Origin of the sequence: Roseateles flavus, from assembly GCF_039872765.1 — a bacterium.
GTDB lineage: Bacteria > Pseudomonadota > Gammaproteobacteria > Burkholderiales > Burkholderiaceae_C > Roseateles_B > Roseateles_B flavus.
The window spans coordinates 97,883-117,596 of sequence record NZ_JBDPZC010000004.1 but is presented as its reverse complement, the minus strand read 5'-3'; the positions used below and the strand labels follow the sequence as shown (position 1 = coordinate 117,596).

At 70.7% G+C, this 19,714-nt stretch carries 15 protein-coding genes, 1 tRNA gene, 1 pseudogene and 1 riboswitch; all 17 genes and pseudogenes read left to right on the top strand.

Annotation, left to right across the window (positions count from 1 at the left end; all coding sequences use genetic code 11):
- Positions 1 to 60 precede the first annotated feature (60 nt).
- Positions 61 to 1,071: a 4-(cytidine 5'-diphospho)-2-C-methyl-D-erythritol kinase gene (gene ispE, locus ABDJ40_RS10430; RefSeq protein ID WP_347609384.1), complete on the top strand. Its 1,011-nt coding sequence runs from the start codon at positions 61 to 63 to the stop codon at positions 1,069 to 1,071.
- Positions 1,072 to 1,109: 38 nt separating this feature from the next.
- Positions 1,110 to 1,186, top strand: a tRNA-Gln gene (locus ABDJ40_RS10425).
- 66 nt (positions 1,187 to 1,252) lie between these two features.
- On the top strand, positions 1,253 to 2,215 hold the full coding sequence (locus ABDJ40_RS10420; RefSeq protein WP_269630218.1) for a ribose-phosphate pyrophosphokinase: 963 nt from the start codon (positions 1,253 to 1,255) through the stop codon (positions 2,213 to 2,215).
- Positions 2,216 to 2,351: 136 nt separating this feature from the next.
- On the top strand, positions 2,352 to 2,975 hold the full coding sequence (locus tag ABDJ40_RS10415; RefSeq protein WP_347609381.1) for a 50S ribosomal protein L25/general stress protein Ctc: 624 nt from the start codon (positions 2,352 to 2,354) through the stop codon (positions 2,973 to 2,975).
- 327 nt (positions 2,976 to 3,302) lie between these two features.
- Positions 3,303 to 3,668: a carboxymuconolactone decarboxylase family protein gene (locus tag ABDJ40_RS10410; protein WP_347609379.1), complete on the top strand. Its 366-nt coding sequence runs from the start codon at positions 3,303 to 3,305 to the stop codon at positions 3,666 to 3,668.
- Positions 3,669 to 3,717: 49 nt separating this feature from the next.
- Positions 3,718 to 4,341: pseudogene (pth, locus tag ABDJ40_RS10405) on the top strand (aminoacyl-tRNA hydrolase); the annotation flags it as partial.
- A 337-nt stretch (positions 4,342 to 4,678) separates the two neighbouring features.
- Positions 4,679 to 5,197: a hypothetical protein gene (locus ABDJ40_RS10400; protein WP_347609377.1), complete on the top strand. Its 519-nt coding sequence runs from the start codon at positions 4,679 to 4,681 to the stop codon at positions 5,195 to 5,197.
- 355 nt (positions 5,198 to 5,552) lie between these two features.
- A riboswitch (cobalamin riboswitch) is annotated at positions 5,553 to 5,788 on the top strand.
- Positions 5,789 to 5,864: 76 nt separating this feature from the next.
- Positions 5,865 to 7,808: a TonB-dependent receptor domain-containing protein gene (locus tag ABDJ40_RS10395; RefSeq protein ID WP_347609375.1), complete on the top strand. Its 1,944-nt coding sequence runs from the start codon at positions 5,865 to 5,867 to the stop codon at positions 7,806 to 7,808.
- Positions 7,809 to 7,962: 154 nt separating this feature from the next.
- Entirely contained in the window at positions 7,963 to 8,526 is a 564-nt protein-coding gene (gene cobU, locus ABDJ40_RS10390) for a bifunctional adenosylcobinamide kinase/adenosylcobinamide-phosphate guanylyltransferase (protein WP_347609373.1), read from the top strand.
- Between the two features lies 1 nt (position 8,527).
- Positions 8,528 to 9,475, top strand: coding sequence for an ABC transporter substrate-binding protein (locus tag ABDJ40_RS10385; RefSeq protein ID WP_347609371.1), 948 nt, complete (start codon positions 8,528 to 8,530; stop codon positions 9,473 to 9,475).
- A gap of 163 nt (positions 9,476 to 9,638) precedes the next feature.
- Positions 9,639 to 10,631 carry a FecCD family ABC transporter permease gene (locus ABDJ40_RS10380; RefSeq protein ID WP_347609369.1) on the top strand — a complete coding sequence of 331 codons (993 nt, stop codon included), beginning with the start codon at positions 9,639 to 9,641 and terminating at the stop codon, positions 10,629 to 10,631.
- Entirely contained in the window at positions 10,628 to 11,479 is an 852-nt protein-coding gene (locus ABDJ40_RS10375) for an ABC transporter ATP-binding protein (RefSeq protein ID WP_347609367.1), read from the top strand. The genes ABDJ40_RS10380 and ABDJ40_RS10375 overlap by 4 nt, the downstream gene beginning before the upstream one ends.
- A gap of 26 nt (positions 11,480 to 11,505) precedes the next feature.
- Positions 11,506 to 12,807, top strand: coding sequence for a cobyrinic acid a,c-diamide synthase CobB (locus ABDJ40_RS10370; RefSeq protein ID WP_347609365.1), 1,302 nt, complete (start codon positions 11,506 to 11,508; stop codon positions 12,805 to 12,807).
- A gap of 17 nt (positions 12,808 to 12,824) precedes the next feature.
- On the top strand, positions 12,825 to 13,283 hold the full coding sequence (locus tag ABDJ40_RS10365) for a hypothetical protein (RefSeq protein ID WP_269630228.1): 459 nt from the start codon (positions 12,825 to 12,827) through the stop codon (positions 13,281 to 13,283).
- Positions 13,280 to 13,609, top strand: a complete 330-nt coding sequence (locus ABDJ40_RS10360) for a DUF2149 domain-containing protein (protein ID WP_347609363.1) — start codon at positions 13,280 to 13,282, stop codon at positions 13,607 to 13,609. The genes ABDJ40_RS10365 and ABDJ40_RS10360 overlap by 4 nt, the downstream gene beginning before the upstream one ends.
- The gene (gene cobN / locus ABDJ40_RS10355) at positions 13,599 to 17,615 is read left to right on the top strand and encodes a cobaltochelatase subunit CobN (protein ID WP_347609361.1); all 4,017 of its coding nucleotides are present in this window, start codon (positions 13,599 to 13,601) and stop codon (positions 17,613 to 17,615) included. Before ABDJ40_RS10360 ends, cobN begins: the two co-directional genes overlap by 11 nt.
- Positions 17,612 to 19,708 carry a TonB-dependent receptor gene (locus ABDJ40_RS10350; RefSeq protein WP_347609359.1) on the top strand — a complete coding sequence of 699 codons (2,097 nt, stop codon included), beginning with the start codon at positions 17,612 to 17,614 and terminating at the stop codon, positions 19,706 to 19,708. The genes cobN and ABDJ40_RS10350 overlap by 4 nt, the downstream gene beginning before the upstream one ends.
- The last annotated feature ends 6 nt before the right edge of the window (positions 19,709 to 19,714 follow it).

The following is a 19,714-nucleotide window of genomic DNA, read 5'->3' as shown; positions in this document are numbered from 1 at the left end:
GCGAGCCGGCATACTGCTCGCCTGGCGGCCTCCTTGGCCTCCCCTTCTGCTCCCGACCCCATGCAAGCGCTCTACGACGTCCCGGCCCCGGCCAAGCTCAACCTCTTCCTCCATGTGGTGGGCAAGCGGCCGGATGGCTATCACCTGCTGGAATCGGTCTTCGCCTTGGTGGACTGGGCCGACACCCTGCATTTCGAGCGGCGCGGCGATGGCCTGCTGCAACGCCATGACCGCGGCGACGCCCTGCCCGCAGACGATCTGTGCCTGCGCGCCGCCCGCCTGCTGCAGGCCGAGAGCAGCTGCACACTGGGAGCGGACATCCACATCGAGAAGCGCCTGCCCAGCGGCGCCGGCATGGGCGGCGGCTCCTCTGACGCGGCCTCGACCCTGCTGGCGCTGAACCGGCTGTGGGGCCTGCACTGGCCGCTGTCGCGCCTGCTGCCCCTGGGACTGAAGCTGGGCGCCGACGTGCCCTTCTTCCTGGGCGGCCGCAATGCCTTCGTACAGGGCATCGGTGAAGACCTGACCCCCATCGAGCTGCCGGAGCAGACCTTCGCCATCGTCAAGCCCGACGTCAGCATCCCGACCAAGGATATTTTTTCGAGCCCCCTCTTGCAGCGCTCCGAAAGTCTGGCTATAGTTGCGGTCTTTCCTGAGCACGGCAGCAAAAAAGGCACCGAGCCAAGTGAGAGCAACAGCAAGCTTGTTGCCGGCACTTCGCAAAATGCACAAAAATCTGCTTCGCGAGTGGAACTGAACGCTGAAAGTTGTGCTAGAATCGCAGGCTTTCTGGAAATCAACAGCAAGTTGAACAACGCGCTGCGAAATGATCTCCAGAAACCCGCTGAGCAGTACAGCAGTCAAGTGACGCAGGCCCTCGCCCTGCTCGAATCGAGATTCGGCAACAGCCGGATGACAGGTTCAGGCAGTGCGGTGTTCGCTACTGTTCAAGGGAAAGATGGCATGTCGAACCAGCCCATGGCGACATTACCGGAGCTGCCTCCGGGATGGGTTGGCAAGGTGTGCCGCAGTCTGGCCCAGCACCCGCTTCGCGGATGGGCTGAAGACTGAAGAGTACAAGGGTGTTGCAGCTCTGCAGCGTCCTGTGTAGGGGAGTCGCCAAGTTGGTTAAGGCATCGGATTTTGATTCCGACATGCGAGGGTTCGAGTCCTTCCTCCCCTGCCAAATTTCATTGCTTACCTCCCGGACCCGCTGGGTAGGCCACGGGGCCACTGACTCAAAGGATGGCCTGTGCTGCTGAATACCGTCCTCTTCACCGGCAACGCAAACCCGGTGCTCTCCCAAGAAATCGCCACCCATCTGGGTCTGGAACTCGGCAAGGCTTCGGTCGGCCGTTTCTCTGATGGCGAAGTCGCGGTCGAGATCCAGCAAAACGTCCGCGCCCGCGACGTCTTCGTGGTCCAGCCCACCTGCGCCCCCACGAACGACAACCTGATGGAACTGCTGGTGATGGTCGACGCGCTCAAGCGCGCCAGCGCCCGCCGCATCACCGCCGTCATCCCCTACTTCGGCTATGCCCGCCAGGACCGCCGTCCGCGTTCCACCCGCGTGCCCATCTCGGCCAAGGTCGTCGCCAATCTGCTGGAGACCGTGGGCGTCGAGCGCGTGCTGACCATGGACCTGCACGCCGACCAGATCCAGGGCTTCTTCGACATCCCCGTCGACAACATCTACGCCAGCCCCGTGCTGCTGTCGGACCTCAAGGCCCGCAACTACAGCAATCTGGTGGTGGTGAGCCCGGACGTCGGCGGTGTGGTCCGCGCCCGCGCCCTGGCCAAGCAGCTGGGCTGCGACCTCGCCATCATCGACAAGCGCCGCCCCGCCGCCAATGTCTCCGAGGTGATGCACGTCATCGGTGACATCGACGGCCGCAACTGCGTGATCATGGACGACATGATCGACACCGCCGGCACCCTGGTGAAGGCCGCCGAGGTGCTGAAGGACCGCGGCGCCAAGCGCGTGTTTGCCTACTGCACCCACCCCATCCTGTCCGGCCCGGCCATCGATCGCATCACGACCTCGGCCCTGGACGAAGTGATCATCACCAACACCATCCCGCTGTCGGAGGCCGCCAAGGCCTGCGGCAAGATCCGACAGCTGTCGGTCGCCTTCCTGTTCGCCGAGACCATCCGTCGCATCTCCGACGGCGAATCGGTGACCTCGCTGTTCTCCGAGCAGAACAACAATTTCTGATCTGATGCCGGGCGCTCCTCGCAAGGGAGCGCCCGCTTGTTTGTGACCGGCCCGTCGGGCCGGTTTTTGTCAGCGGCCTTCGGGTCGCATCCACGGGTGCCTGGTCGCGGGCATCCATCCATTTTTGGAGAAACCTATGAAATTCGTCGCTTTTGAGCGCAAGCTGCAGGGGACCGGAGCGAGCCGCCGCCTGCGTATCGCTGGCAAGGTGCCTGGCATCGTCTACGGCGCTGGCGAACCCGCCACCATCGAGCTGGACCACAACGCCCTGTATCACGCCCTGAAGAAGGAAGCCTTCCACAGCTCCATCCTCGAGATGGAACTGAACGGCACCGTGACCAAGGTCCTGCTGCGTGACTTCCAGATGCACCCCTACAAGCCGCAAGTCCAGCACATCGACTTCCAGCGCGTGGATGCCACCACCAAGATCTCCAAGAAGGTGCCCCTGCACTTCGTGGGCGAAGCCGAGTCCCCGGCCGTCAAGACCGACAAGTGCACGGTCAACCACGTGATCACCCAGCTGGAAATCAACTGCCTGGCCGAGCAGCTGCCCGAGTTCATCGAAGTGGACCTGAGCAAGCTGACCCTGGGCCACTCGGTGCACGTGAACGACCTGGTCGTGGCTTCCCACGTCAAGATCGTGACCCACGGCAAGCCGAACCCCGTGGTCGCCACCGCCGTGGCCCCGGTCGTGGAAGAGATCGTCGTGGCTGCCGCTCCGGCCGCCGACGACAAGAAGGGCAAGAAGGGCAAGAAGTAATTCTTCGCCGCCTTGCGCAAGAAGCCCCGCCCTGGCGGGGCTTTTTTTCGTCTGTACGGCCGGGCTGCGACGGGTGGTGAGCGCCCATCGCACGGTCGTCCTGACATCGTGAATCCTTGGCGGCCCCGGCAGGCCTCTGGAGGCTGAGCGCCGGCATGTCGCCGGTGTCCAAGCCAAGGAGCTTTCCATGTTCTTCCTTCCGGTGCTGGGCTCCCAGCACGCCCGTGTCAATGACCCGTTCGGTACACGGGGTCAGGTCTTGTCCTACCGTGGCAGCATCGCCGAACATCGGCGCCAGCACACGCATTCGCAACAGGGAGACCTCCGATGAGCTCGAGCTACCAGACCCCCGAAGACCTGCTGCTGGCCCGCCAGCTCGCCGAGAAGGTGCCCCTGGAGTCGCAGGCCTGGCTGGCCTTCGACCATGCCGTCTTCCGCGAGGGCGGCCGCATCGGCGCGAAGGAGCGCGAATGGATCGCCCTGGGCGTGGCCCTCGCCACGCAGTGCGCCTACTGCATCGACGTGCATGTGCGCGGCGCGCGGCGCCAGGGCAGCACGGCCGAGGAGCTGGCTGAGGTGGCCGCGGTGGCCGCGGCCGTCAAGGGAGGGGCCACCCTCGCCCACGGCCTCATGGCGCTGCGCCTGCACGAGTCCCTGGGCGCGCCTGCCGCAGGCGCGGCACCGCAGGCCTGAGCAGCTCTGCGGATGCGGGGCGGACATCGGGGCTGGGATAATCAGCCCCATGATTCGACTCTTTGTCGGCCTGGGCAACCCAGGCCCTGAATACGAGGACACCCGCCACAACGCCGGCTTCTGGTGGATAGACCAGCTGGCCCGGCGCCTGGGCGGCAGCCTGCAGCTCGACAAGAGCTACTACGGCATGGTGGCCCGCATCAACAACGCCCCCGGTGCCAGCGGCCCCATCTGGCTGCTGCAGCCGCTCACCTACATGAACCTCTCGGGCAAGTCGGTGGCGGCGCTGGCGCGCTTCTTCAAGATCACGCCCGAGGAGATCCTGGCCATCCACGACGAGCTGGACCTCCCCCCCGGCGAGATGAAGATGAAGCAGGGCGGCGGCACCGGCGGCCACAACGGTCTCAAGGACATGCAGGCCCAGCTGGGCTCGGGCAATTTCTGGCGCCTGCGCCTGGGCATCGGCCATCCAGGTCACAAGGGCGAGGTGGCCGCCTATGTGCTGCGCAAGCCGCCGGTTGATGAGCGCATCGGCGTCGAGCAATGCATCGCCAAGAGCCTGGATGCCGTGGAGCTCATGCTCAAGGGCGACATGGCCAAGGCCCTGACCCAGATCCATGCCAAGCCGCCCCGGCCCAAGCCACCGCGCCCCGCCCCCGCCGAGGGCGCACCCGCAGGGTCCGGCGCACTGTCGGCGCCGGGCAGTCCGGCGCCAAAGGCCGCAGCCTCATCGGCAGTCGTGGCCGGCCCGCAGCCAGGCCCACAGCCGACGTCCCCCGCAGCTTCGGCGGCACCTTCGCTGGCCACGGCACTGCCAGCTTCGCCCGCAACGTCTTCCCAGACCGCGCCGACAGGCACGCAGGCGCCAGCCGCAGGGGCCGCCCCCCGCACCGCCCCGTCCCCGGCCAAGGCGGCGGGGGCGCTGTCCTCCGCCTTGTCCTCCGCCCTGGCTTCGGCCCTGGGCAGGAACAAGACCTGACCCCGCTGGCCGGGGCCGCACCATGCAGACGATGCCGCCCCGCGCGATCCTGGCCCTGCTGCTCGGCACGCTGGCGTTGGCCCCCCTCGCGGCGGTGAGCCAGGCTGGCCCCGGCCAGCTCACCCTCTACCGGTGCGGGCCACAGGGGCGCGAGCTGCGCAACACGCCCTGCCCTCAGGAGCCCGGCGCCAGCCAGGTGCTGCACTACGACCCTGGCGATGCGCAGGCCGCGGCGGCCGCGCAGGAGCGGATCCGCCGGGAAGGCCTGCTGATCGAGCGGCAGGCCCGCGAACGCGAAGCGCGGGACCGTGCCGAGCGCCGCGCCGTGGAGCGAGCAGACCCAGGGGTGTCGATGGGGTCCAAGGCTCAGCCCTTGGGCGCAGCCACAGCGGCGCCGGCACCGCCAGCCCCGCAACGCCGGGCCGGGGCCCGCCACGGCAGGCCGCTAGGCAAGACGCCCAACAAGACGCAGCACAAGCCGGAGCCGCTGCCACCACCGCAGAAGGGCGTCGAGCCGGCACCGCAAGGCCCTGCCGCGCAAACGCCCTAGCGCCCTGCGCGGCCCGGGGCCGCGGCGACGGGCAGACGGGCAGACGGGCAGACGGGCAGACGGGCAGACGGGCAGGCCCATGCCCATGCCTCGGGCCTTCGTCCGGGCGCTGCCCATGCGCATGCCCACGGCATGCGCAATGCACCCCCTTCATCGCGCTCCGTCACCCCTGCCCGGGGTCACACACCGGCCCCTACGCCTCGACCGTCGCCGGCGCCCCCGAGTGCTCCTGAGTGCTCCCGGGTGCGCCCGCTGCGGAGGTCCCGCCGCAAGGCTTGACGGCGCCCGGCCCGTGGCGCCGGGGCGGCTTGAGCCCGGTCAAGCCACGCTTTCAGCGATCACTCGGCCAGCCTGGACTAGAATGCGCGCTGTTGGTGCTCGCCCCGACCCATCGGTCAGGGCAGTTAAACGGGAATCAGAAAGGAACGCCTCCACGAGGCCGCCCCAACCTGAGCTGTCCCCGCAACGGTAAGCGGACAAGGCTGCAAGGCCTTCAGTTGCTGCACATGAATCCACTGGTGCCCCGGCACTGGGAAGGATGCAGCGACGCGATCCGCCAGCCCGGATACCGGCCAACGGGTGAGGTGCCTGCGCAAGCAGCGCCTCGTTTTCACAGGAGCCTGCGGGGAAGCTGGCACCTGGACCGCCTCGTAGTCCCGTTTTTCTCATGTCCGCTTCCTTCTTGCGTGCTGCACGCCAGCCTTCGCCTGCGCGCCTGCCTGCCTCCGTCCGTCCCTCCTCCACCCTGAACATGATCGCGCTGGGCCTGCTGGCCCTGTCGGCACAGACCCAGGCGCAGGAAACGCCCAACAAGCTGGGCCAGGTCCAGGTCACCGCCACCCGCTCCAAGCTGGACCTGAGCCAGGTGCTGGCCGACGTCACCGTGCTGACCCGCGCCGACATCGAGCGCCAGGGCTTCGGCAATCTGGTGGACCTGCTGGGTCGCCAGTCTTGCGTCGAGCTCGTGCGCAACGGCAACCCCGGCACCAACACCAGCCTCTTCCTGCGCGGCGCCAACACCCAGCACACCCTGCTGCTGGTGGACGGCGTGCGCATGGACACGCAGTCCGGCTCCGGCGGCGCTGCCTGGGAAGCCATTCCCCTGGCCCAGATCGAGCGCGTGGAGATCGTCCGCGGCGCGGCCAGCAGCGTCTATGGCTCGGATGCCGTGGCGGGCGTGATCCAGGTCTTCACCCGCAAGGGCAAGCGCACGCCCACCGTCGAGATCGGCGCCGGCGTGGGCAGCCTGGGACTGGTCAAGGGCGACCTCAGCGTCAGCGGTGCCGCAGGCGCCCTGGACTACGCCCTGAGCCTGGCCCAGGAAGTGGCCGACGGCTTCAACATCCGCAAGGTCACCAACGATCCCGCCTACAGCCCCGACGTCGACGGCTGGCGCACCCACAGCGTCAACGCCCGCCTGGGCTACCAGCTGGACGCCGGCCAGCGCCTGGAGCTGGTCAACACCTACAGCAGCCTGGACAGCGACTACGACGCCTCGGCCAAGCCCAAGGTCGGCGTGCGCGACCGCAATCTGCATGACACCCACGCCAGCCGCGCCCTCTGGAGCGCCCAGTGGAATGCAGACTGGCAGACCGAAGCCAGCATCGGCGACTCGCGCGAGCGCTACGAGACGCTCAGCAACAACGCCTCCACCTACCTGACCGAGACCCAGGTCCGCCAGTACACCCTGGGCGGCACCGTCAAGCTCCCCGTGGGCCAGCTCAATGCCGTGCTGGAACGCCGCGAGGACAAGCTGATCAACTCCGGCCTGCTGCCCACCACCGGCGGCCAGGTCAAGCGCCACCAGAATGCCGTGGCGGCCAGCTACCTCTACAGCAACAGCAGCATCGACGCCCAGCTGCACCTGCGCCATGACCAGGACAGCGCCTTCGGCGGCATCAACACCGGCACCGTGGCCGCGGGCTGGCGCTTCCTGCCGGGCCTGCGCGCCTGGGCCAGCGCCGGCACCGCCTTCCGCGCCCCCACGCTCTACCAGAGCTTCAGCGAGTACGGCCCCAAGCCCGGCGTGGCCGCCCTCAACCCCGAGCGCGGCCGCAACACCGAGCTGGGCCTCAATTGGAGCCAGGGCGACAGCGAGCTGGGCCTGACGGTCTACAACAACCGCATCCGCGAACTGATCTCCTGGGACAGCAGCTTCGCGGCGAACTGCGTCTCCACCTACGGCGGCTGCTACGGCAACCTGGCCAAGGTGCGCCTGCAGGGCGTGAGCCTGCAGGGCGAGACGATGGTCGCCGGCCTGCGCGTGCAGGGCTCCGTGGACTTCCAGAACCCGCGCGACCTGACCACCGACAAGCTGCTGGGCCGCCGCGCCAAGAAGCACGCCAGCCTACGCCTGGAGAAGACGCTGAACCAGTGGTCCGGCGGCCTGCAGATCCAGGCCCATGGCAGCCGCTTCGACGACAACGCCAACACCAAGCCCCTGGGTGGCTACAGCCTGGTCAATCTGGACCTGAGCTATCGCGTGAACTCGCAAGTGCGCCTGCAGGCCAACATCGACAACGCCTTCAACAAGGACTACGAGACGGCCAAGGGCTATGCGCAGGCACCGCGGACCTTCTTCATCGGCGTGCGCTTCACCCCCACGCTGTAAGGACTCCCCCTGGGCGCTTCGTGCGCCCTCGAGGGGCCCGATCCTGGCCGGAGGGCGCCCTGCGGGCTTCTTCCGCCTGGCGAAGAACCGGGCCTCACGGCCCACCGCGGGCGTCGCTCGGTGAAGGCAGATTGATGCGAAAAGGTCCACGAGCATGAGCACGCAGTCACACACACTCATCGTTGGCGGGCAGCGCAGCGGCAAGTCGCGGCAGGCCGAGCGCCTGGCGCTGGACTGGGCCCGCGAGCCTGGTCACAGCGTCTGCGTGATCGCCACGGCCGAGGCCCATGACGAGGAGATGCGCCAGCGCATCGCCCGCCACCAGGCCGAGCGCCCGGCGGGCTTTGCGACGGTGGAAGCCCCCCTGCATCTGGCCGAGGCCCTGCGCTCGGCGGCGGCACCGGGGCGGCTGCTGATCGTGGACTGCCTGACCCTGTGGCTCACCAACTGGCTGATGCCCATGGACGGCCAGCCCCGGCGCGAGGCCTGGCAGGCCGCCTGCGATGCGCTGCTGGCCACGCTGCCCACACTGGCCTCGCCCGTGGTCTTCGTCTCCAACGAGGTGGGCTGGGGCGTGATGCCCCTGGGCCGCGAGGTGCGCGAGTACGCCGACGAGCTGGGCCGCCTGAACCAGGCCGTGGCACGCCGCTGCACGCAGCTGACGATGATGGTGGCGGGCCAGCCCTGGACGCGCCCCGTCGAGAACCTGGAGTCCTGAGATGAGCAAGCCCATGGGCAAGACCCGACCCTTTGCTGCCGCGCTGCTGTGCCTGGCCGCGGCCCTGTGCGGGCACGCCGCGGACGCAGCCCCGGTGCAGATCAAGGATGACCGCGGCGTGGGCGTCACGCTGGCGGACGTGCCGCGGCGCATCATCAGCCTGCTGCCTTCGCTGACCGAGTCCGTCTGCACGCTGGGCGAATGCGCGCGTCTGGTGGGGGTGGACCGCTACTCCAACCACCCCGCCTCCATCCAGTCCCTGCCCAAGCTGGGCGGCATGGATGACACCAGCATCGAGAGCATCGTCACCCTCAAGCCCGACGTGGTGCTGGTGGCCATCTCCTCGCGGCTGACCGACCGGCTGGAGGCGCTGGGCCTCAAGGTCATCGCGCTGGAGCCCAAGACCCATGCCGATGTGCAGCGCGTGCTGGGCAAGATGGCCTTGCTGCTGGGCAAGCCGCAGGCCGGTGCCCAGGTCTGGCAGCGCATCGACGAAGGCATCAAGGAAGCCGCCGCCAGCCTGCCGCCGGCGGCCCGGCAGCTGAACGTCTATTACGAGGTGGACAGCGCGCCCTACGGCGCCGGCACCAGCTCCTTCATCGGCGAGACGCTCACCCGCCTGGGCGCCCGCAACGTCATCCCCGCCGAGCTGGGGCCCTTCCCCAAGCTCAACCCGGAGTACGTGGTGCGCGCCAACCCGCAGGTGATCATGGTGGGCCAGCGCAGTGCGCCGGGGCTGCCACAGCGCCCGGGCTGGAACAGCATCCTGGCGGTGAAGAACCAGCGCATCTGCGTCTGGACGCCGGACGAGTCCGATGTGCTGGTGCGCCCCGGCCCCCGCATGGCCGAGGCCGCCGCGCTGATGGCCCGCTGCCTGCGCCAGGCCGCCGCCGGCCCGGTGCCGCTGCCCACCACGCCCTTCAACGCCCCGCCCGGCGGCATGAGGTAATGGACCACCCCGTACTGGCTTCGCCAGCCCCCTCGAGGGGGCGCACCCGCAGGCCCGGCGAAGCCGGATCCTCGGGTGCCACTCAGACCCCGGCGGGACGGTCGGCCCAGACGCAGCGGCCCGTCACCGAGACCCCGCGGCCCGTTCATGGAGGCCTGTCGCAATGAAACCCTGGACCCTGCTGCTGCTGCTGACCCTGATCGCCACGGGACTGTGCCTGGCCGGCGTGGCCGTGGGCAGCACCGGCTTCACCTTCGACATCCTCGCCAGCCAGGACGCCATGCAGGAGCAGATCCTGTGGCAGATCCGCTTCCCGCGCTCCATCGGCTCCCTGCTGGCCGGCGCGCTGCTGGGCCTGGGCGGCGCCATCGCGCAGGGCCTGTTCCGCAATCCGCTGGCCGACCCCTACCTGCTGGGCGCCTCGGCCGGCGCCTCGCTGGGCGTGGCCGCGCTGCTGGTGGCCATCGGCGTGAGCCCGGCGGCCGTGGCGCTGATGCTGCGCATCGGCCTCACCGGCACCGCCTTCATCGGTGCCCTGGCCGGCGTGAGCCTGACCCTGCTGCTGGCGCGCGGCGTCGAGCAGTCCATCCGCCTGCTGCTGGCCGGCGTGATCGTGGGCGTGGTGCTGTTCGCCCTCACCTCGCTGCTGACCCTGATGACGCCGGACATCATGCGCCCCATGCAGGCCTTCATGCTGGGCACCAGCGGCTTCCTGAGCTGGGCCTCGGTGTGGGTGCTGGCCCCCGCCCTGCTGCTGTGCCTGATGGGCGCCGTAGGTGCCAGCCGCGCGCTGGATGCGCTGACCCTGGGCGAGGCCACCGCCCGCTCCCTGGGCGTGCGCCTGTCCCTGGTCCGCCTCTTCCTGATCGCGCTGCTGGCCCTGGCCACCGGCGCGGCCGTGGCCCAGGCCGGGCTGATCGCCTTCGTGGGCCTGGTGGCGCCGCACCTGGTACGCAGCCGCGTGCTGTGCACCCACGGCTGGCTGCTGCTGCTCTCGTCCCTGGCCGGCGGCTGCCTGCTGCTGTCCGCCGACATCGTCGCCCGCTGGGTCATCGCCCCGCAGGAGCTGCCGGTGGGCGTGGTCACCTCCCTGCTGGGCGGGGCCTATCTGCTCGTGCTGATGCATCGCGGACCCTTGTCGGAGAAAAGATCATGAGCCGAGGCCTTCACCTGCCCATGGCCTTCGAGGTCGACCTGCTGGGCCTGCAACTGCAGGGCCAGCCCGTGCTCAAGACCCTCTACACCGCCCTGCCGCGACAGCGCTGGACGGCCATCGTGGGGCCCAATGGCGCGGGCAAATCCACCCTGCTGCGCGCCATGGCGTCGCTGCTGCCCGCCCAGGGCCGCATCGACTTCCTGGACCGGCCCCTGGGTGACTGGGGACCCAAGGCCCGCGCCCGCAGCCTCTCCTGGCTGGGCCAGAACGAAAGCGGGGGCGATGATCTCAGCGCCTACGAGGTCGTGATGCTGGGCCGCCTGCCCCATCAGGCCTGGCTCTCTCCGCCCAGTGCCGAGGACCACGAGGCCGTGGCCCAGGCCATGCGCCAGACCCAGTGCTGGGACTGGCGCGAGCGCCGCCTGCAGCGCCTCTCCGGTGGCGAGCGCCAGCGCGTGCTGCTGGCCCGCGCCCTGGCCGTGCAGGCCGAGGTGCTGCTGATGGACGAGCCGCTGGCCCACCTGGACCCGCCCCACCAGGCCGACTGGCTGGACTGCGTGCGCCACCTCACCGCCCAGGGCCGCACCGTGATCAGCGTGCTGCACGAGCTCAACATCGCCTTGCAGGCCGACGAGCTGGTGGTGATGGCCGCCGGCCAGGTCCACCACCAGGGCGCTCCGGCCGATCCGGCCACGCACCGCGCCCTGCAGGCCGTCTTCGACGACCGTCTGCAGATCCTGCAGGTGCAGGGCCAGTGGCTGGCCCTGCCCTTCAGCCCCGCGCCTGCCGCCCCGCCGCCGGCCGCGGGCGACCTCGCGCCCGTGCTGCCCCTGCGACGCCCCGCCTGACGCCTTCCTCGACACCCGGTCCGACCATGCCCTCCTGCCCCGCCCTCATGATCAGCGCCCCGGCCTCCGGCCAGGGCAAGACCAGCCTCACCGCCGCCATCGCCAGCCAGGCCCGCCGCCAGGGCCGGCGGGTGCGCGTCTTCAAGACCGGGCCGGACTACCTGGACCCCATGATCCTGGAGCGGGCCAGCGGCGCGCCGGTCTATCAGCTGGACCTCTTCATGGGCGGCCTGGCCCATTGCCAGGCCCTGCTGGCGCAGGCCGCCGCCGAGTCCGACCTGATCCTGGTGGAAGGCGTGATGGGGCTTTTCGACGGCGATCCCAGCAGCGCCGACCTCGCCGCCGCCTTCGGCCTGCCGGTGCTGGCGGTGCTCGATGCCTCGGCCATGGCCCAGACCTTCGCCGCCCTGGCCACCGGCCTTGCGCGCTACCGCAGCGACATCCGCGTGGCCGGCGTGGTGGCCAACCGCGTGGGCAGCGAATCGCATGCCCGCATGGTGGCCCAGGGCCTGCCGCAAGACCTGCCCCTCGTGGCTGCCCTGCGCCGCCAGCCCGAGCTGAGCCTGCCCGAGCGCCACCTGGGCCTGGTCCAGGCGCTGGAGCTGCCCGGGCTCGAAGCTCAGCTCCAGGCCTGGGCGGACGCCTGGGAAGCCGGCTGCGCGCTGGGCCAGGGCCTGGAGGCTGCGCTGGCGCCCATCGATTTCCAGGCCCCCGCCCGGGCCGACCTCGGCCAGCCCCTGGTCGGCCGCCGCATCGCCATCGCCCGCGATGCCTGCTTCAGCTTCATCTACCCCGCCAACCTCGACTGCCTGCGCGAACTCGGTGCAGCGCTGTGTTTCTTCTCGCCCCTGGCCGGTGAGGACCTGCCCGACTGCGACGCCCTCTGGCTGCCCGGCGGCTATCCCGAGCTGCATGCCCAGGCCCTGGCCGCCCACCCCCGCTTCTTCGCAGACCTGCGCCGCCACCAGGCCGCGGGCAAGCCCCTGCTGGCCGAGTGCGGCGGTCTGCTCGTGCTGCTGGAGCAGCTGGTCGATGCCGATGGCAAGACCTGGCCCCTGGCCGGCCTGCTGCCCGGCAGCGGCCACATGCAGACCCGCCTCTCGGCCCTGGGCCTGCAGTCCATCGTCTGGCCCGAGGGTGAGCTGCGCGGCCACAGCTTCCATTACTCCACGATGGAGACGCCGCTGCCCGCCATCGCCCAGGCCGCCAATCCCAATGGCGGCAAGACCCGCGAGCTGCTCTACCAGCAGGGCGGTATCCGGGCCAGCTACATACACCACTACTTCCATGCCAACCCGGCCGCCGTGGCGCAGTTCTTCCGCGCCTGAACCTTGAAGCTTCCACCATGCTGATCGAATCCGGATTCGCCCAGATCACCCAGGCCCTGCTGTGGCCGGTGCTGATCCTCGTCGCCCTGGGCTTTGCCTACGCCCTCTGGACCGCTGGTGTCACGCTGATGGACGCCCTGCTGCGCCGCCGCGGCCGCCGCCTGCTGCAGGCCACGCCGGAATGCCGGCTCGAGCAGCTGGAGCTGCAGGTGCTGCGCCAGCTGGAGCCTGCACGCCTGCTGGGCCGGGTGAGCCCGCTGCTGGGCCTGATCGCCACCATGGTGCCCCTGGGCCCAGCCTTGCAGCAGGTCGCCGCCGGCCAGGGGCACCAGGCCCTGGCCGTGTTCGGCTCCGCCTTCTCCGGCGTGGTGCTGGCCATGACCGCCGCGGCCATCGCGCTCGTCGTGTACTCCGTGCGCCGCCGCTGGCTGCTCGCTGAGCTGCTGGACATCAAGAAGGAACGGGGTTGGGCATGAGTGGTCACCGCCTGCACATCCTCGCCGAGGAGGACGACGACCCCATGCTCTCGGCCGTCAACCTCGTGGACGTGTTCCTGGTCCTGGTCGTCGCGCTGCTGACAGCCGTGGCCCTGCAGCAGCAGTCCCAGGCGGACGAGACCGTGATCCGCCGCGCCGGTGAGCCGGACATGGAGATCGTGGTGCGCAAGAACGGCCAGGAGATCAAGTACCGCGGCAACGGCGGCAGCAGCGAAGGCCAGGGCGTGAAGGCCGGGGTGGCCTACAAGCTCAAGGACGGGAGTGTCATCTACGTCCCTGAAGAAGGTGCACCGGATGCGCGTTGACCGGCTGCTGCGGCACGCCCTGCTGCTCGGACTGCTGCTGGGCCTGCTGACGCTCGCCAGCCTGGCCCAGGCCCAGCTGCTGTGGATCTCCACCGACGTGACGCCCGCGGCCCGCGAGGCGCTGCTGGTGCGCGAGGCCCAGGCCGCCGGCATCTCGCTGCAGCGCTGGCAGGTGCCGCTGCAGGCCGAGGCCCTGGGCGACAGGGAACGCCAGGCCCGCCAGCGCCAGCTGCAAGGCCTGGTGCAGGCCGCGCGCTGGGTGTGGATCGACGCGCCCCATGCCGTGGCCGAGACGCGCCTGCGCGGCCTGCTGGCGGACCTGCCCGGCCTGGATGCGCGCCCGCCGCTGTGGATTCCCGGCGGCGAGCCGCCCGCCACCGAGCGCAGCCTGCGCGCCCTGCTGCAGGCCGGCGGCGCGGCCAATACGCGGGCCGCCCTCCAGGTCCTGAAGGCCCAGGCCGACGGCCGCAAGATGGACATGCCCCTGGCCCAGCGCCTGCCCCTGCGCGGCTTCTACCATCCCGACGCCCCAGCCCTGCTGCCGGATGCCGACGCCGCCCGCCGCTGGGCCGACCAGCGCATCCACGGCGGCGTGCGGAAGCGGGTCGTGATCCTGCTGCACCGCTACCACTTCGTCCAGGGCCAGACGGCCTGGCTGGACGCCTGGCTGCGCCAGTTCGAGGCCCAGGGCCTGCAGGCGCTCGCGGCCTTCGTCAGCCCCCTGGACGAGACCCAGCTGCAGGCCCTGCTGGCGCCTGAGGGTCAGCCCCTGCACGATGTGCTGGTCACGCACACGCTGATGCCCAAGGCCGGCTCGCTGCAGACCCTGTTCGAGCGCTGGGGCAGGCCGGTGCTGGCCACGCTGCCCTTCCGCCAGGGCGACAGCGCGCAATGGGACGCCGGCAGCACGGGCCTCGCCCAGAGCGACATCCCCTTCTACCTGGCGCAGCCGGAGAGCGCCGGACTGATCGACCCCGTGCTGGTCGTGGCCCATCCCGCGGGCGGCGCCGAGCCGCAGCTCATCGAGCGCCAGTCCGCCGCCGTGGTGGCCAAGGCGCGCCGCCTGATCGCCCTGCAGGACAAGCCCGCGGCGGACAAGCGCCTGAGCCTCTTCGTCTACAACTACCCCGCCGGGGCCAGCAACTTCGGCGCCAGCTTCCTCAACGTGCCCCGCAGCCTGGAGCAGCTGAGCCGGGGTCTGCAGGCCGCGGGCTATGCCGTCGAGCCGCGTGACGAGGCCCAGTGGCTCCAAGGGCTGCAGGGCCTGCTGGCCGCCTACTACCCGGGCGCCGATCTCGACGCCCTGCTGCGCAGCGGCCAGGCCGCCGCCCTGCCCGTGGCGGACTACCAGCGCTGGTTCGACACCCTGCCCGCCACCGTGCGCCAGCCCCTGCTGCAGCGCTGGGGCCCGCCCGCGCAGAGCCGCTACGTGCGTCAGCATCAGGGCAAACCGGTCTTCGTGATCCCGCGCCTGCAGCTCGGGCACCTGGCCGTGCTGCCCCAGCCCCCGCGCGAAGAGGACCAGCACCTCGGCCGGGATGCGATGCAGCATCGCAGCAAGACCCCGCTGTCCCATCACTACCTGGCCGTCTACCTCTGGGCCCGGCAGGCCGATGCGCTGATCCACTTCGGCACCCACGGCACGCAGGAATGGGCCAATGGCAAGCTGCGCGGCCTGGACGTGCACGACGACGCCCTGCTGCCCCTGGGCGATGTGCCCGTGATCTATCCCTACATCGTCGACAACCTCGGCGAAGCCCTCACAGCCAAGCGCCGCGGCCGCGCGCTGATGGTGAGCCACCGCACGCCCAGCTTCGCGCCGGCCGGCTTCAACGCCCGCATGGCCCGCATGCACGAGCTGATGCACGAATGGGAGACGGTGGACCCCGGCCCCACGCGCCAGGGCCTGGAGCGGCAGATGGTGGAGCAGTTCGTCGAGCACCAGTTGCACAAGGACCTGGGCTGGACAGCCGAGCAGATTGCCGCCAATTTCTCCGGCTTCCTGGAGCTGCTGCACCCGTACCTGGACCGCCTGGCGCAAAGCTCCCAGCCCCAGGGCCTGGCTGTCTTCGGCCGCGTGCCGGACGAGGCCCAGCGCCGCGGCACCCTTCTGCAGATGCTGCGCGCGCCCCTGATCGAGGCCCTGGGCGAGGACATCGACGAGGCCTTCCTGATCGACTACGAGCGCGTGGCCACCGCACGACCCGCGCGCTGGCTGGACCTCGCGCTGCAGGACGCCCGGGCCGCCAGCGAGCTGGACCTGCGCCCCGCCCAGCCAGACGGCCCGGTGCCCAACCACGCCGCCCGCAAGCCCATCGACAGCGCCGCGCTCTACCAGCTGGCCCTGCGCGCCCAGGAGATGGAGCGCCGCCTCAGCCACGAGGGCGAACTGCCGGGCCTGCTGGCGGCGCTGGAAGGCCGCTTCGTGCCCGCGGCCTATGGCGGCGACCCGCTGCGCAATCCCGACAGCCTGCCCACCGGCCGCAACCTCAGCGGCCTGGACCCGGCCCGCCTGCCCACGCCCCAGGCCTACGAGGCCGCCCAGCGCCTCTTCAGACAGTGGTGGGCCGAGCAGGTCAAGGGCCCGAAGCCGCCGCAGCGCCTGGCGCTGTCGCTGTGGGCCGGCGAGACCCTGCGTCATCAGGGCCTGATGGAAGCCCAAGCCCTGGCCGCGCTGGGCGTCGAGCCTGTGTGGGACGAGAACGGCCGGCCGACGAAGCTGCGCCTCATCCCGCTGGCAGCGCTGGGCCACGCCCGCATCGACGTGCTGCTGTCCATCACCGGTTCCTACCGCGACCAGTTCCCCGGCCTGATGAAGCTGCTGGACGAGGCCGTGGCCCTGGCCGCTTCGGCTGCGGAGCAGGAAGGCGACAACGCCATCACCCGCCACAGCCGCGAGGTCGAGCAGGAGCTGCGCCGGCAGGGCATGAAACCCGCGCAGGCGCGCCAGCTGGCCCAGGCCCGGATGTTCGGCAACAGCGCGGGCGCCTACGGCACGGGCGTGGCCGAGGCCATGCAGGCCGACGCCCTGAAGCGCGAGGACCCGCGCCTGGGCCAGCTCTTCCTGCAGAGCATGAGCCAGCCCTATGTGAAGGGCGAGCCGCTGGCCGTCGACGAGCGCACGGCGCGCAGCGCCTTCGCGGCCCAGCTCAAGCGCACGGACGCCGCACTGATGTCCCGCAGCTCCCACCTCTACGCCATGCTCAGCTCGGACGACCCCTTCCAGTACCTGGGCGGCCTGGCCGCAGCCGCCAAGGCGGCCGGCCGCAAGGAGGCCCTGCAGCTGCACGTGAGCCAGCTGCAGGACGCCGCCGAGCAGCAGACCGAGAGCGCCAGCCGAGCCATCGCCCTGGAGATGCAGGGCCGCTACCTGCACCCCGGCTGGCTCAAGGCCCAGCGCGACGAGGGCTATGCCGGCGCACTGCAGGTCCTCAAGACCGTGCAGTTCACCCTGGGCTGGCAAAACATGGCCCCCGAGACCGTGCGCCCCGACCACTGGCAAAGCCTCTTCGACGTGCTGGTGCGCGACAAGCACCAGCTGCAGCTCCCGCAATGGCTGGCCCAGCACAGGGAGAGCTATGCCCAGACGCTGGCCGGTCTGGTCCGCGCGGCCGCGCAAGGCCACTGGCAGCCCGACGCCGCCACCCGCCGCGAACTGGCCCAGCGCTATGCCGAGCTGCGCAGCGCCCGCAGCCGGCCCGACGAGCTGGCCGGCGTGCAGCGCTGGGTGCAAGGCCAGCTGCCCAAGCCGGCTGCGCCCGCGCCGCGCCCTGCCACGCCCAAGCCCCACCAGACGAACGAGCGGTCCCAGCCTCCCGTGGTGCGCGGCCTGCAGCTGCAGCCCGTGCCCCAGGTCCAGCCGCCGCGCCTTGCCGGCCCCTCGCCGCTGTCCACCGCCCTGGCCTGGGTGCTGATGGGCCTGCTGATGGCCTGCGGCGCCAGCTGGCGCTGGTTCCGCGCAGCGCCTTCTCTCAACTCCACTGGCGCTGCTGCGCTGCCTGCATGAAACTGACCCGAGTCCCGTCCCGCAATCCCGCCCGCCCGCTGCCCTGGCTGCTGGCGCTCTGCTACCCCTTGGTGCAGCCATTGCATGCGCAGGAACTGGAGAAAGTGGAGCTGCAAGGCCGGGCCGTGCTGGGCAGCGCGGAGAGTGCCTCGCAGGGCGAGGTCGGCGCCGAGCGCCTGGCCTACAAGCCCCTGCTGCGCCCGGCCGAGCTGCTGGAGGCCATGCCCGGCATGATCGTCACCCAGCACAGCGGGGACGGCAAGGCCAACCAGTACTTCCTGCGCGGCTTCAACCTGGATCACGGCAGCGACTTCGCCACGATGCTCTCGGGCATGCCCGTCAACATGGCCAGCCACGCGCACGGCCAGGGCTATATGGACCTGAACTTCCTGATGCCCGAGCTGGTGGACAGCCTGCGCTACCGCAAGGGCGCCTTCGCCGCCGAAGACGGGGACTTCGCCACCACCGGCGCCTCGCGCATCGCCTATGTGCGCGAGCTGGCCCAGCCCTTTGCCGAGCTGGGCCTGGGCCCGCACCACTTCCGCCGCGCCCTGCTGGCGGGCAGCCGCCCGCTGGGAGGCGGACAGGCACTCGCGGCCCTGGAGGCCAGCCGCAACGACGGCCCCTGGGACCAGCCCGAGGGCCTGCAGCGGCGCAATGCCGTGCTGCGCTGGTCAACGGGCGACGAGCGCGAGGGGCTGTCGGTCAGCCTCATGGGCTACACCGCGCACTGGAAGGCCAGCGAGCACGTGCCGCTGCGCGCCATCGAGTCCGGCGAGATCGGCCGCTACGGCACGCTCTCGCCCGATGACGGCGGCATCACCCACCGCCACAGCCTCAGCCTGGACTGGGCCACGCGCTGGGGAAGCTGGCAGCAGCAGGCCACGGCCTATGTGATCGACTACGGCCTGCAGCTCTACTCCGCGCCCTCCGGCTTCATCAGCGGCCCGGACGGCGACCAGCACGAGCAGCTGGACCGCCGCAAGGTGCTGGGCTTCGCCTGGCAGGCCCAGCAGCCGCACCTGGCCCTGTGGCAAGACCTGGCCCCCGCCCAGTTCAGCTGGGGCCTGCAGTGGCGCCAGGACCGCATCGCCACCCTGGGCCTCTACGACACCGTCGATCGCGTGCGCCAGCGCACCGTGCGCGAGGATCGCGTGCGCCAGGACGCCCTGGGCGCCTTCGCCGAGCTGCAGCAGGCGCTGACGCCAGCCTGGCGCGCCGTGCTGGGCGCGCGCTGGGACCGCGTCCAGGCCAAGGTCCAGGCCCTGGACGGCGAGTTCAACGCCGGCAACGGCGGCACGGCCAGCGACAGCCGCCTGAGCCCCCGCCTGGGACTGGTGCACCGCTGGAATGCCGAGACCGAGCTCTATGCCCACTGGGGCCGCGGCTTCCGCTCCAACGACGCCCGCGGCGCCACCAGCCGCTTCAACCCGCAGGACGGCAGCGCGCAGGATCCCCTGCCCCTGCTGGCCGGCACGCGCAGCCAGGAGCTGGGCCTGCGCCACCGCTTCGGCCCGGGCTGGCAGGCCAGCTGGAGCCTGTGGCAGGCCGACCTCGATTCGGAGCTGGTCTTCGTGGGCGACGAGGGCGTCACCGAGGCGCGCGGCGCCTCTCGCCGCATCGGCCTGGAATGGTCCAACGACATCCGCCTGGGCCGCGACTGGCTCATCGATGCCGACATCGCCTGGTCCCGCGCCCGCTTCGTGCAGGCCGAGAACGGCGGCCGCCAGGTGCCCAACGCCGTCCCGCTGAGCACCTCGGTCAGCGCCAGCTACGACCCGGGCGGCGCCTGGAGCGCCGGCCTGCGCCTGCGCTACATCGGCCGCTACGCGCTGGAGGAAAGCGGCAGCGAGCGCTCCGGCGGCGCCTTCACCGTCAACGCCAAGCTGGCCTGGCGCCCCGCGCCGGGCTGGGAGCTGGGGCTGGACCTGCTCAATGCCCTGAACACGAAGGCGCATGACATCGAGTACTGGGGCCATGCCTGCACGCGCCGCGAGGGCGCGGCCTGCGGCGGTGGCGAAGGCCTGGCCGGGCGACTGGTCCATCCCATGGAACCGCGCAGCCTGCGCTTCAGTGTGCGGGTGAGGCTCTGAGGTCCG

What these genes read in the sequence shown, in the direction of transcription:
- cobN (WP_347609361.1), top strand. Translation starts at nt 13,599, where the DNA reads ATGCGCGTTGACCGGCTGCTGCGGCACGCCCTGCTGCTCGGACTGCTG.
- ABDJ40_RS10400 (WP_347609377.1), top strand. Translation starts at nt 4,679, where the DNA reads ATGCCGCCCCGCGCGATCCTGGCCCTGCTGCTCGGCACGCTGGCGTTG.
- ABDJ40_RS10360 (WP_347609363.1), top strand. Translation starts at nt 13,280, where the DNA reads ATGAGTGGTCACCGCCTGCACATCCTCGCCGAGGAGGACGACGACCCC.
- ABDJ40_RS10385 (WP_347609371.1), top strand. Translation starts at nt 8,528, where the DNA reads ATGAGCAAGCCCATGGGCAAGACCCGACCCTTTGCTGCCGCGCTGCTG.
- cobU (WP_347609373.1), top strand. Translation starts at nt 7,963, where the DNA reads ATGAGCACGCAGTCACACACACTCATCGTTGGCGGGCAGCGCAGCGGC.
- ABDJ40_RS10380 (WP_347609369.1), top strand. Translation starts at nt 9,639, where the DNA reads ATGAAACCCTGGACCCTGCTGCTGCTGCTGACCCTGATCGCCACGGGA.
- ABDJ40_RS10375 (WP_347609367.1), top strand. Translation starts at nt 10,628, where the DNA reads ATGAGCCGAGGCCTTCACCTGCCCATGGCCTTCGAGGTCGACCTGCTG.
- ABDJ40_RS10410 (WP_347609379.1), top strand. Translation starts at nt 3,303, where the DNA reads ATGAGCTCGAGCTACCAGACCCCCGAAGACCTGCTGCTGGCCCGCCAG.
- ABDJ40_RS10365 (WP_269630228.1), top strand. Translation starts at nt 12,825, where the DNA reads ATGCTGATCGAATCCGGATTCGCCCAGATCACCCAGGCCCTGCTGTGG.
- ABDJ40_RS10370 (WP_347609365.1), top strand. Translation starts at nt 11,506, where the DNA reads ATGCCCTCCTGCCCCGCCCTCATGATCAGCGCCCCGGCCTCCGGCCAG.
- ABDJ40_RS10350 (WP_347609359.1), top strand. Translation starts at nt 17,612, where the DNA reads ATGAAACTGACCCGAGTCCCGTCCCGCAATCCCGCCCGCCCGCTGCCC.
- ispE (WP_347609384.1), top strand. Translation starts at nt 61, where the DNA reads ATGCAAGCGCTCTACGACGTCCCGGCCCCGGCCAAGCTCAACCTCTTC.
- ABDJ40_RS10395 (WP_347609375.1), top strand. Translation starts at nt 5,865, where the DNA reads ATGTCCGCTTCCTTCTTGCGTGCTGCACGCCAGCCTTCGCCTGCGCGC.
- ABDJ40_RS10415 (WP_347609381.1), top strand. Translation starts at nt 2,352, where the DNA reads ATGAAATTCGTCGCTTTTGAGCGCAAGCTGCAGGGGACCGGAGCGAGC.